The organism is Methanoculleus marisnigri JR1 (genome assembly GCF_000015825.1).
Taxonomy (GTDB): domain Archaea; phylum Halobacteriota; class Methanomicrobia; order Methanomicrobiales; family Methanoculleaceae; genus Methanoculleus; species Methanoculleus marisnigri.
Genome location: NC_009051.1, coordinates 1,572,172 through 1,583,850 on the forward strand (window position 1 = coordinate 1,572,172; position 11,679 = coordinate 1,583,850).

10 protein-coding genes are annotated in these 11,679 nt (G+C 62.9%); 5 read left to right on the plus strand and 5 right to left on the minus strand.

The window, feature by feature from the left end:
• Positions 1–7: 7 nt before the first annotated feature.
• Together guaB and MEMAR_RS07685 are read right to left on the minus strand one after the other, a co-directional pair.
• Positions 8–1,474 carry an IMP dehydrogenase gene (gene guaB, locus MEMAR_RS07680; RefSeq protein WP_011844408.1) on the minus strand — a complete coding sequence of 489 codons (1,467 nt, stop codon included), beginning with the start codon at positions 1,472–1,474 and terminating at the stop codon, positions 8–10.
• Between the two features lie 3 nt (positions 1,475–1,477).
• Positions 1,478–2,167, minus strand: coding sequence for a (5-formylfuran-3-yl)methyl phosphate synthase (locus tag MEMAR_RS07685; RefSeq protein WP_011844409.1), 690 nt, complete (start codon positions 2,165–2,167; stop codon positions 1,478–1,480).
• Positions 2,168–2,211: 44 nt separating this feature from the next.
• On the opposite strand from MEMAR_RS07685, the gene MEMAR_RS07690 reads away from it, so the two are divergent.
• Together MEMAR_RS07690 and tmk are read left to right on the plus strand one after the other, a co-directional pair.
• Positions 2,212–2,892, plus strand: a complete 681-nt coding sequence (locus MEMAR_RS07690) for a HisA/HisF-related TIM barrel protein (RefSeq protein WP_011844410.1) — start codon at positions 2,212–2,214, stop codon at positions 2,890–2,892.
• Complete coding sequence (gene tmk / locus MEMAR_RS07695) at positions 2,886–3,503, plus strand: dTMP kinase (RefSeq protein WP_011844411.1); 618 nt, start codon at positions 2,886–2,888, stop codon at positions 3,501–3,503. Before MEMAR_RS07690 ends, tmk begins: the two co-directional genes overlap by 7 nt.
• Here the strand turns inward: tmk and MEMAR_RS07700 are convergent.
• Entirely contained in the window at positions 3,460–6,051 is a 2,592-nt protein-coding gene (locus MEMAR_RS07700; protein ID WP_011844412.1) for a valine--tRNA ligase, read from the minus strand. The two genes, tmk and MEMAR_RS07700, sit on opposite strands and share 44 nt — an antisense overlap.
• A 193-nt stretch (positions 6,052–6,244) precedes the next feature.
• Here MEMAR_RS07700 and MEMAR_RS07705 point away from each other — a divergent pair, with 193 nt between their 5' ends.
• A complete protein-coding gene (locus MEMAR_RS07705) occupies positions 6,245–7,444 on the plus strand; it encodes a DUF92 domain-containing protein (protein ID WP_011844413.1) in 1,200 nt (399 codons plus the stop codon).
• 714 nt (positions 7,445–8,158) lie between these two features.
• Here the strand turns inward: MEMAR_RS07705 and MEMAR_RS07710 are convergent.
• On the minus strand, positions 8,159–8,986 hold the full coding sequence (locus tag MEMAR_RS07710; protein WP_011844415.1) for a DUF7847 domain-containing protein: 828 nt from the start codon (positions 8,984–8,986) through the stop codon (positions 8,159–8,161).
• A 2-nt stretch (positions 8,987–8,988) separates the two neighbouring features.
• Positions 8,989–9,579: a pyruvate kinase alpha/beta domain-containing protein gene (locus MEMAR_RS07715; RefSeq protein WP_011844416.1), complete on the minus strand. Its 591-nt coding sequence runs from the start codon at positions 9,577–9,579 to the stop codon at positions 8,989–8,991.
• A gap of 152 nt (positions 9,580–9,731) precedes the next feature.
• Here MEMAR_RS07715 and MEMAR_RS07720 point away from each other — a divergent pair, with 152 nt between their 5' ends.
• Together MEMAR_RS07720 and MEMAR_RS07725 are read left to right on the plus strand one after the other, a co-directional pair.
• On the plus strand, positions 9,732–10,901 hold the full coding sequence (locus MEMAR_RS07720; RefSeq protein ID WP_011844417.1) for a redox-regulated ATPase YchF: 1,170 nt from the start codon (positions 9,732–9,734) through the stop codon (positions 10,899–10,901).
• A gap of 120 nt (positions 10,902–11,021) precedes the next feature.
• Positions 11,022–11,342: a hypothetical protein gene (locus tag MEMAR_RS07725; RefSeq protein ID WP_011844418.1), complete on the plus strand. Its 321-nt coding sequence runs from the start codon at positions 11,022–11,024 to the stop codon at positions 11,340–11,342.
• The last annotated feature ends 337 nt before the right edge of the window (positions 11,343–11,679 follow it).

The following is an 11,679-nucleotide window of genomic DNA, read 5'->3' on the forward strand; positions in this document are numbered from 1 at the left end:
AAATAGATCACTCGAAGAGGCGGTAGTTCGGCGCCTCGTCGGTGATCATGATGTTGTGCGGGTGGCTCTCGCCATAGCCCGCAGGCGTAATCCTGAGGAATCTGCCATTCTTCTTCAGATCCACTATTGTCTTTGAACCCGTGTAGCCCATGGCGGACTTCAGGCCGCCGACAAGCTGGTAGATGACGTCCGATACATGGCCGACGTAGGGCGTGACCCCCTCGACGCCTTCGGGAACGAACTTGGTTCTCCCGAACTCCTTCTTCTGGAAGTAGCGGTCGCTCGACTCGCCGCTGCTCATGACGCCGAGCGATCCCATCCCGCGATACTGCTTGTAGCGCCGGCCCTTGATCGTCGTGACCCTCCCCGGCGCCTCGTCGGTGCCGGCAAAGAGGCTGCCCGCCATGATACAGTCCGCGCCCGCGGCAATCGCCTTCGCGATGTCTCCGGAGTAGCGGATGCCGCCGTCGGCGACCACCGGCACGTCGGCGTCGTGCGCCACCTCAGCGACGTTTGCGATGGCAGAAACCTGCGGCACGCCCACGCCCGCGACGATCCGTGTCGTGCAGATGGAGCCCGGCCCGATGCCCACCTTCAACCCGTCGACGGTCCCGGCGAGGGTCGAGGCCGCCTGCTTCGTCGCGATGTTCCCGGCCACCACGTCGACGGCGACGCTCGCCTTGATCTCCCCGACCGCTTTGACGACGTTCATGTTATGGCCGTGGGCGCAGTCCACCACCAGAGCGTCGACCCCCGCCTCGACGAGCATCATCGCCCGGTTGAAGTCGAAGGGGCCCACCGCGGCGGCGACCCGGAGTTTCCCGATCGCATCGCGGTTCGCGCGGGGATACTGGCGTTTCTCGAGGATATCCCGCATCGTGATGATGCCGACCAAGCACCCTTCCCCGTCCACGACCGGGAGACGCTCGACCTTGTTCGCATACATCGTCTCGAGCGCGTTCTCCGCCGTGATATCCTCGGAGGCCGTGATCAACTTCTTCGTCATGTAGCCGGTGATCTTCGCCTCGCCGCGTTTCGGGAGGATCGCCCGGATGTCCCTGCGGCTGACGATGCCGATCACCTTATCGTTCTCGATGACCGGCACGCCGCCGATACCATACTGCCGCATGACCCGTTCCACGTCGGTGACCGTGGCCTCGGGACCGACCGCCACGACCTCGCGCTCGATCAGGTCCTCGGCCTGCTTGACGACCCTGACCTCGGCGACCTCGCGATCCGCAGGCATATTCCGGTGGATGACACCGATGCCGCCTTCCCGGGCCATGGTTATCGCCATCACCGACTCGGTCACCGTATCCATAGCGGCGCTCACGAGAGGGATATTCAGGGGAATGTTGCGCGAGAACCGCGACCTGACATCGGCCTCGTCGGGCTCGACCCATGATTCGGCGGGCTCAAGAAGCACGTCGTCGAACGTAAACGTTGTTTTCATCTGCATCTTCTCGATGTACATACATCACCTGAGCATCAACATTGCTTTCTCCACCAGTTCCGCCCTGACCGTTGTCGACCGATCGCCCCCGCAGACCATCCCCCGGACACCGATGATCTCGGGGTTGATCCGCTTTAAGGCATCGAGATCCTCGAACTTCAGCGACCCGGCAAGAGCCGTCTGCAACCCGAGATCCTGGTTCTGCCCGACAAACCGGATCAATGTCTCCTCGTCCATGAACTCAAAGAGACTCTTCCCATCTTTAATACCGGTGTCGATCATGGCGACGTCGGCCCCGGCATCCGCGACCAGAGAACCGATCGCGAGCGGCGAGATCGTGCCCATCCTTGCAAAATCGGCATACGCTGCAATGACGACGTATTTCTCGGGAAACTCGTGCTTCACCGCCGTGGTCACCGCCTCGATGACCTCGCGGGCACGGTCTTCTCCGTCGAACATCAGGCCGACTTTGATATAATCGGCACCTGCATGCGCGGCGCCGTATGCAGAAAGAGCTGCGGTTCCCGGTTTATACTCATTGTCCCCGATTGCAGCGCTGACAGGCTTCTTGCCGGCGATCTCCTTGATCCCCCGGATGATCCAGGGAAAATTCGCGCCCAGCGACCCCTCAGAGGGTTTCTTTACGTCGATGATGTCAGCGGAAAGCGAGCTTTTTGCCTCCTCAATGCTGCTTGGACTGACGAGTAATTGCATAGAAATTAATGATCCTTCACCCTAATAGTGATTACGTTGAGGACATGGAACTGATTCTTGCAGTCGATCTGGCAGGCGGCCTCGTGGTGCACGGGAAGTCCGGAGACCGCGCGGGTTACCGGCCGCTGACCTGGGGGATCGCGCCCTCGGCCGAACCGGAAGCCTACCTCTCCGCTCTCGCGCCCCGGTATCTCTACATCGCCGACCTCGAGGCTCTCGAGGGCAGGACACCGCAGGACGGCCTCGTCCGGCGGTGCGCCGCGATGGTCGAGCGGTGCTACCTCGACCGGGGCTGCAGGTCGCCTGACGAATGCGCCGCGGTCGAGGGAGTGATGCCGATTGTCGGCACCGAGACGGCGGCGAGAGCGATCGAGGACCTTGCGGCATACCCGGCAGGCTACCTCAGCATCGACGTCAAAGGCGGCCGGGTGCTCCCCTGGGGCATCCGGCCTTCGGAGATGCTCCGCCGTGCGGCGGCACTCTCGTTCGAGGGGTGCATCCTCCTCAACATCGGCGCCGTGGGGACGGAACGAGGCCTCGTCCGGGAGAAACTCGAAGAGATGCGGGCGTGCTACCCCGGCCGCCTCCTCTACGGGGGCGGGGTCGCCGGGACCGACGACATCCGTCTCCTCGAAAAAGTCGGGTTCGACGGGGCGATCATAGCGACCGCCGTTCACCGCGGCACCGTGCCGCTCGAATGGCTCCGGAGGGGACACCCGTGCTGATCACCATCGAAGGGATCGACGGGAGCGGGAAGAGCACGCTTCTTGCCCGTCTCCGGGAACTGCTCGCCGACCTCGATCCGCTCTTCACCCGCGAGCCCGGCGCCACCTGGGTCGGCGAGTCGGTAAGGCGGGCGATTGCCGAACGTATGGACCCGATCACCGAGGCGCTCCTCTTCTGCGCCGACCACGCCGCGCACATCGATACGGTGATCCGGCCCGCCCTCGACGAGGGAAGGCTTGTCATCTCCGACCGCTACGCCGACTCGCGGTTCGCCTACCAGCCGGTCGTCCTCGACGGCGTCCTCCCCGACCCGCTCTCCTGGCTTCGCCGGATCCACGAAGGATGGTCGATCCGGCCCGACCGGACGTTTCTCCTGGTCCTGCCGGTCGAAGACGCCGTCTCACGACTTGGCCCTGAGAAAAAGAGAGAATACTTCGAGAACGCCGCGATCCTCGAGCAGGTGCAGGAGAACTACCTGAACCTTGCAGCCGCCGACCCGTTACGGTTCGTCGTCGTCGATGCGCTGCTCCCAAAAGAAGAAGTTGCCCGGTTCATCGCGGGCGAAATCAGGGCTGGTGCCCGATCGTCACGACGACGTCCCCGAGCGTGAGGACGTCCACCTCTTCTCCCGCCACCCGGTAGGCGACCTTCGGCGTGAAGGAATTGGCCGGAACCGGAATATCCTCGCCTGCGACCGTCACGGTCGCAGGCGGGTTCTTGAGCAGTTCCGGCGGGAGCGCCTCCACTGCCTGCATGAACCCGCGGGCCTGCTTCCTGAGCACCGGGCCGATGACCGCCATATTGAAGTCCACGCCGCTCACGACCTCCTCGAGCCGGGGCGTGCCGGTGCTCCAGCGCGCATCGGCATTGAGGGCACGTCCGGCGTCGCCGGCGTCGTCGACCGGCTCCGGCGCGTAGATCATGACGTGGCCGAGCGGGGCGTTCAGTGCCATGCCCTTATCATGCTTGTAGCGCCGGAGTTCGGCGACCGTCTTCACGAGGAGATCGCCGTGGCGCCGCGCTTCGTCGTCGGCGTATGAAAAGTCCGGCCAGGCTTCTTTGTGCACGCTCTCGCCGGCGAGGTTATGGTAGCACTCTTCCGCGAAGTGCGGGATGATCGGGGCAAGCAGGCGGCAGAGGACGTCCATCGTCATCCGGAGCGCGCTGCAGGCACTGGCCCTGCTGCTGTCGGCCGCATACAGCCGGCCTTTCACGATCTCAATGTAGTCGTCGGCGAGCGTGTTCCAGGCAAATTCCCGGATCGCCCTGAGCGCCCGGTCGAACTGGTAGCCCTCCATCGCGGCGGTGACCTCCGCCACGGTCTCGGAGAGCCGGACGAGCAGCCACCGGTCGGTGAGTTCCGTCACCGGTGCATCGGGATCGGCCCCCTTCTCCAGGTGTCCCATCACAAACCGGAAGATGTTCCAGAGTTTGGTCTGGAACCGGGACGCCGCGACGACGTCGTTCCAGTTGAACATGATGTCCGAACCGGTGGCGGCACCCCCGGCGCCCCACTGCCGGAGCGCGTCCGCGCCGTAATCCCCGACGATCGCCTCGGGAGAGATGATGTTGCTCCGGCTCTTGCTCATCTTGAACCCGTCTTCCCCGAGGACCATCCCGTTGACCAGGATCTCGTCCCAGGGGTGGCCGCCGACCAGCGCCTTCGCCCGGAGGATGGTGTAGAACGCCCACGTCCGTATGATATCGTGTCCCTGAGGGCGGATCTGCGCCGGGAAGAACGGAGGTTTGCCGGTTCCGTCCCACCCGGTGACGTGGAGCACCGATATCGAGGAGTCCATCCAGGTGTCGAGCACGTCCGTCTCGCCGGTGAAGTCCGATCCCCCGCACTTCGGGCAGGGTGCCTTCGGCTTATCGACCGTCGGGTCGATCGGGAGGTCTTTCTCGGCCGGGATGACCATCTCGCCGCAGGCAGTGCAGAACCAGACGGGGATAGGGGTCGCGAAGATCCGCTGCCTGGAGATGCACCAGTCCCATTCCATGGAGTTCGCCCAGTTCTCCATCCGGGCGAACATATGCTCCGGTGTCCAGGAGACCCTCCGCGCCGATTCCAGGATCTCGTCCTGGTGTACCCGGACGAACCACTGCCGCTCCGAGAGGATCTCGATCGGGGTCTTGCACCGCCAGCAGGTCCCCACCCGCTGCTCGAGTTCCTCCTGCCGCTTCAGGATCCCGGCCTTCTCCATGTCGGCGAGGATCGCTTCCCTGCAGTCCTCAGACGACATCCCCGTATAGGGGGCCGCGGTTGCGGTCATGATGCCCTGCCGGTCGATAGCCTTGCGGAGGTCCAGGCCGTGCTGTTTCCACCAGTAGACGTCCGTCTTGTCGCCGAACGTACAGATCATCACCGCGCCGCTGCCGAACTCCGGGTCGACCGCGACGTCCTCGATGACCGGAACATCGTGACCGAAGATCGGGACGGTGAGCCTCTTCCCCTTCATCCCGCGATACCGCTCGTCTTCGGGATGGACGGCCACGGCAACGCAGGCCGCGAGCAGCTCGGGCCGGGTGGTGGCGATCTCGACGCCGTCGAAGTCGAAGTAGTTGAGTTTGGTGGTGCGGGGCGCGTAGTTGACCTCGGCGAACGCGATGGCCGTCTCGCACCGGGTGCAGAAGTTCACCGGATGCTCGCTCTGGTAGATGTCGCCGGCTTTGAGCATCTGCAAAAACGACGCCTGGGTCTTTCTGTAGTAGTCCGGGAGCATGGTGATGTACTCGTGGCTCCAGTCGGTCGAGAACCCAAGCCGCCGCATGGTCGCCCGCATCTTCTCGATATTTGAAAGCGTGAGGTCGCGGCACATCTCCCGGAACTTCTCCCGCGGTACATCGTTCTTGGTGATCCCGTAGGTCTCCTCGACCTTCACCTCGGTCGGGAGGCCGTGGCAGTCCCACCCCTGCGGGAACATGACGTTGTAGCCGCGCATGCGCTTGTACCGCGCGATGAAGTCGATATAGCACCAGTTTAACGCGTTCCCGATATGGAAGTTCCCGGTGGGATAGGGCGGCGGCGTGTCGATGATGAACCGTGGTTTCGACGAGGCGGGGTCGAAATAGTTGTCCTCATCCCGCCAGGTATCCTGCCAGCGCGTCTCCACTTCTTCGATATCGTAGTTTTTGGGTAGTTGATGTGACGGCGACATTTTCAGCGTATAATCTCTCTCTTCCCAGTGAAATATAATGTTCGACGGGGCTTTCCCTATCGGAGTATCCCGCGCAGCGCACGGGCTCGCCGTCCCCGGCCCGGGGGTTCCGGAACGTTCGCCGCTAAAAATCGCGGAGACGGCAGGTGTTCAACCCTAAAGGCTTTGTCCCTCCACTCCCAACTCTATATGAATGACAAAGCCGCCGGGGTTGGTTCTGGCATCGGTGCTCACCCTCGTCTTCATAGGCCTTGCCCCCCTGCTCCAGCCGGCGTGGCTGCTCACGCTCTTCCTCGTCCCGTTCTCGCTCGTCCTCTTTCTCATCAAAGAGACACGCTACGTATCGCTCTCGATCGTCGCGCTTGCCGTGATCTACGGACTCGGCTGGCTCTCGACGTTCGTCTTCACCTGCACGCTCGGCATCGTCGTGATCGGCGAGGTGGTCTTCCGGCTCACCGGCGCCCGGCATGCGGCGTATCTCCATCACCTGGTTGCCGCAATCGCCGTATCGGTTGCGGTGATGGTCTACCTGCAGTACGCCGCGCCGTTCGTCGCCGTGATGGGCGTGGTCGTCGCGGTGCTCCTCCGTGCGGCCCTCCGGGGCCGGGACGACGCCCTGATGATCGAGGCGCTCGGCGTCGCGATGACCATGTTCCTCTTCGAGGAGCTCAACTTCGAGGTCGACCTGACTCTTCTCGTCGCCGCGGCCGTGATAGCGTTCGGGTTCGGCTACACCTCCTACCGCGTCCGGGTGGCCGATGTCAGCGGCCTCTTCTCGGGCGCCATGATAGGGATCATCCTGATCGTCTTCGCGGACGTCCGGTGGTTCCTGATCATGCTCACCTTCTTCATCATCGGTGCCGGGGCTACCCGGTATCGCTACGGCGACAAGGAGCAGCTCGGCGTCGCCCAGGAGCATGGGGGCGTGCGCGGTTACTTCAACGTCTTCGCGAACGGCCTGGTGGCGACCGCCGCCGCCATCCTCTACGGCCTGACCGGCCAGCCGGCATTTGCGGCGCTCTTCATGGGCAGCGTCGCCTCGGCGGCCGCCGATACCGCCGCAAGCGAGATCGGGGTCACGGGAAAGGTGCCGTACCTGATCACGACGCTCAAGCCGGTGCCGCGGGGGACGAACGGCGGGGTGACCCTGCGGGGCGAGGCCGCGGCCGTCATCGCATCCGTCCTCGTCGCCGTCGTCGCATGGGCGATGGGCGTCGCCGACCCCTGGATGGCCGCCGTCACGATCGCCGCCGGGTTCATCGGCACCAATGTCGACAGCCTGGTGGGTGCAACGCTCGAAAACAGCGGCAGGATCGGGAACTCGGGCACGAACCTGGTCGCTACGTTCTCCGGCGGCGTCTCGGGGATGCTGATCTATATGCTGCTCGGGTGATGGGGCGCGGGCTCCGGGGCGGTTTTTAAAGGGTATAGTCCGCTGACTGTAAGTATCCGGGCGGATCGTGGAGCAAAATGCCATGTCTCGCAAAGTACTGTCCTTTGAGACATCGTTCAACCCCTTGCACGGATTACCATCGGCTTCGCACCTTCGATACTCTAGCTCCGTTTCTCCGAACCATCGCTTATCGCCACGCACTGCCCCCGCCCCCCGGGGCGGGGTGCGACGGGGCCATAGGGCCGGAGCATGAGCACCGAAGGTGCGGAGGAGGAGCGCGAAGCGCGGGCGGGGTGCGACGGACAGACCGTCCGGAGCTTGAGAAGACCGGAGGTATTCGAGTGGGGGTTACAGGTGTCCTTTTGTGCGGTAGAGACAGGGGAGGGGGGATGCTCCCCCCTCCCCACCTGACGGTGGTCGAACTCCGTTCCTTCGCACCTCCGGTGCTCACGCTCCGGTTCTAACGAACCGTCGCGCTTCGGAACGTCGTCCTCCCCGTCAGCCCCACCCCCAACGGCGATATCTCCTCGAAAGCCGTGCATGGGTGTACTATCAGATACACAGGACGGAACCTGCAGGTAGAGGGTCAGAACGAAGTATGTACGGGAAACGATGAGGAGCCGTTTCAGATGATGTGACAGGAAAAATCTAGAAGATATTAGATATCAAAAACCAGCACTGGAGAAAAAGAAGTATAATTCCTGTTCAGCCACGTCAGTACTTATACCACCGCCCCTTCTCGTCGTACTCCCCCTGTTCTGCCTGCACAGCACCGGCGTGGTTTTTGAAGAAACTCGCCTTGTAGGCGTAGAGGAAGACCGAGAAGAGCACGATCACGACTGCATAGACGATTGCGGTGATCCATATCCCCTCCGTCCCGATGAGCGCGAGGATATCCTCCGGCATCACCGCCTGGAGTTCGTCGGGGCTCATGCTGACGAGCGGTTCGAGTTTGTTCACGAGGAGAGCGGTCCAGGCAAAGAGGGCCAAAAAGCCGAGCACCGCGAAGACGGCGATGTTGACCAGGTAGAAGACGAGAACCCTGCCGAGGTTGTTCATGACGAACTCGATGCTTCTCCGGATCGACTCGAAGACCCCCGTCTCTTCAAAGACCGCCACGGTGTCGTAGAAGAACGTGAAGAAGGCGATCGAGAGGATGACCCCGAAGAGGAGCGCCGCCATGTTCGCGGCGGCTCCGGCGCCGAGGAGCGTGAGCGGTATCGTGAGCAGAATAATGGTCAGGACGACCGCGAAGAAGATGACGAGTGCCGGTAGGAGTATCCGGAAGTAGTAGGTCTTGCCCGATTGCATGAACTCCCCGAAGGAGAAGTTCTCCGCACGGATCGTGCCGTAGACGCCGCCGGCCAGAAACGGCATCACGAGAACCTGCAGGAGTGCCAGGGGTTGCGTGTAGAACGCCCCGCCGTAGATGGGGATGACGAGGTCGAGAACCACGAGAGCGCCCATGACGAGGCCGACCGACCAGAGGACGGGGTGCTGCCGGAGGAGTCCGGCGGCACCGGTGACCGATTCGAGCGTCATGGTCACCGGTTCCTCGGCATGGCAACGATCTCGCGCACCTGCAGATCGAAGAACGACGCGGTATGCGCGGGACGGATGACGCAGACGGTGTCGGCACCGGTGGCGGTGCCCCCGACCGCGATCACCTCTTCATCGACACCGACCGCGCCCTGGTCGGCCGCGATGAGGACGCACTCCACCGCGACCTTCAGGCCGACCGCGACGGTCCGCCGCAGCGCCTCGGCGATCGCTTCCGTGCGGGAACTCCCGCCGAGTTTCGACGAGCGGGATATCGCGCGTTCGAGCCCGGAGAGAGCGTGCGTCCCGGTGACGATCTTCGCGCCCCCAGCCCGGAGGGTCCCGGCCGCCTCCGGCGAGAAGTCCCACTCGCCGGGCTTTGAAAACCCGACCGCGTGGGTGACGACGATCAGTTCGAGGTCCGTTCCTGCCATAGCATCCCGGAAGGCAAGCGCCGTCCGGCCGCTGCTGCTCGCGACAACGACCTTTTTGACGCCGAGTTCCCGTGCCCTCTCGACGGCGAACCGGGCGGCGTCGTGGGTGTTCTCTCTACCCGGCGCATCGAAGTAGTAAGTATTCCGGGTTACGAAGCTCATGCAGTCATGTTGTCGTTGCTCCTAATTGAATCTCCCGTACCGATGATTGGGGCTACAACGACACGGTCAGGGTCGCTATGGCGGGGAAAGAAGGTGATAAATGGTGGATGGCCCAACACTACTCTCAACCGAACGGTGCGGTAGGAGTTCTCATGATTACACTGGCCATTGCAGGAAAACCAAACTGTGGGAAATCAACGTTTTTCAGGGCGGCAACCCTCGCCCAGGCAGAGATCGCCAATTACCCGTTCACGACCATCGACGCAAACCACGGCGTCGCGTACGTCCGGACAGCCTGCCCGTGCCAGGAGATGCATGTTCCGTGCGAAAACTGCCGGGACGGGGTCAGGTTCATCCCGGTCGGGCTGATCGATGTGGCGGGCCTCGTCCCCGAGGCGCACCTGGGGAGGGGGCTTGGGAACCAGTTCCTCGACAACCTCCGGCAGGCGGACGCTATCCTCCAGGTCGTCGATGCCAGCGGGGCGACGGACGCCGAAGGGAACCCGGTCGATATCGGCTCGCGCGACCCGGTGAAGGATATCGAGTTCCTCCAGTACGAGATGTCGATGTGGATGTACGGCATCCTCTCGCGGAACTGGGCGAAACTCGTGCGGCAGGCCCAGGCAAAGGAGTTCTCTCTCGCGGCGGCGATCGCCGAGGTCTTTGCCGGCCTCGGAATAACCTACGAGCACGTCCGCGACGCCACCGGGGCGGTCGGGATCGAGCTCCGGACCGCCGGGGAGGAGGACCTGATCCGGTTCTGCCGCGAGCTGATGGCGATCAGCAAGCCGATGCTGATCGTCGGGAACAAGGCCGACCAGGCGCCGAAGGAGTGCCTTGAGCGGCTCGCGAATCACGACGTCGTCTTTGCAAGCGCCGCAGGCGAACTTGCGATCCGGATGGCCGCAGAGGGGAAGTTCGTCAGCTACCTCCCCGGTGATGGGAGTTTCACCGAGAACCCCGGGGCGAACCTCAGCGCCGCGCAGCGTGCCGGACTCGCGAAGGTCGCGGACTTCATGGAGACATTCGGCGGCACCGGGGTTCAGAAGGCGCTGGACGCCGCGGTCTTCAACCTCCTCGACCGGATCGTCGTCTTCCCGGTCGAGGACGAGCACAAACTCACCGACGGCAAGGGGAGGGTTCTCCCCGACGCGTTCCTCATGAAACGCGGCTCGACCCCCCGCGACCTCGCCTTCCAGGTTCACACCGATATCGGCGAGGGGTTCCTGTATGCCATCGACGCGAAGATCGGGATGCGGATCAAGGACACACAGGAACTGAAGAACGGCGACATCATCAAGATCGTCAGCGTCCGGAAGTGATCTGCGGGCACGGAGAAGCCTACCTCAACTTCTCCGTGCCCCGGCGGGCGAACCGGCATCTCCGGCGCGCCGGTATAAACCGGCAGACATTTATATGGATTTGAGAAATATTCGATCATCATGAGCGGCGAGGTCTATCAGGCGCAGGTCCTCCGGAACTTCTTCGACACCATCACCGGAACGGACAGGAACCTGACCCGGATCTACATGTGCGTGATGAGCCTCGCCAAGCTCCGCATGGAGTCACCCGAGAGGATGACGTTCCTCGTGGACCAGCTCCGCAAGTCCAAACAGAAGCGGGAACTCTCGGTCGATATCATCGATTATATGTGCGATGTGGCGCGTGATCTCGAACTCGTCACCATCCAGACGGCGTTCGGCGTGAAAGACATCAACGCGGTCTCCGACGAGTTCAGCGGGATCAGCCTCGACTCGCTCTGATTTTTTTGCCCTGAATGAGGCACGGTTTTTCCAAGGAGTTGTGACTCTCTTTCGTTGGCCTCCGGTGCGTTGCGTTTTGGGCGATTGCCAGAACGGGTATGAACGTGGCAAGATTCTGTACAGTGGACTGTGGGGATATCGCCACGGAGGGGGGTGGGGACAGGGGAGGGGGGAATACTCCCCCCTCCCCGTCAGCCCCTCCCCCAATGGCGATATTCAGTGGAAATCCGTGTACAGGATATGAGCGTCTCGAATTGCGACTGACCTGTGAGTCTGATGAATAGGACTTCCGGAGCATGAGCCCCCTCAGGTGCGAGTGACGACCGTCGGAACGACA

Excerpts from the sequence above, each read along its gene's own strand:
- MEMAR_RS07710 (WP_011844415.1), bottom strand. The coding sequence starts at position 8,986 with ATGACGCTCGAATCGGTCACCGGTGCCGCCGGACTCCTCCGGCAGCAC.
- MEMAR_RS07685 (WP_011844409.1), bottom strand. The coding sequence starts at position 2,167 with ATGCAATTACTCGTCAGTCCAAGCAGCATTGAGGAGGCAAAAAGCTCG.
- MEMAR_RS07690 (WP_011844410.1), top strand. The coding sequence starts at position 2,212 with ATGGAACTGATTCTTGCAGTCGATCTGGCAGGCGGCCTCGTGGTGCAC.
- MEMAR_RS07705 (WP_011844413.1), top strand. The coding sequence starts at position 6,245 with ATGACAAAGCCGCCGGGGTTGGTTCTGGCATCGGTGCTCACCCTCGTC.
- guaB (WP_011844408.1), bottom strand. The coding sequence starts at position 1,474 with ATGTACATCGAGAAGATGCAGATGAAAACAACGTTTACGTTCGACGAC.
- MEMAR_RS07720 (WP_011844417.1), top strand. The coding sequence starts at position 9,732 with ATGATTACACTGGCCATTGCAGGAAAACCAAACTGTGGGAAATCAACG.
- MEMAR_RS07725 (WP_011844418.1), top strand. The coding sequence starts at position 11,022 with ATGAGCGGCGAGGTCTATCAGGCGCAGGTCCTCCGGAACTTCTTCGAC.
- MEMAR_RS07700 (WP_011844412.1), bottom strand. The coding sequence starts at position 6,051 with ATGTCGCCGTCACATCAACTACCCAAAAACTACGATATCGAAGAAGTG.
- MEMAR_RS07715 (WP_011844416.1), bottom strand. The coding sequence starts at position 9,579 with ATGAGCTTCGTAACCCGGAATACTTACTACTTCGATGCGCCGGGTAGA.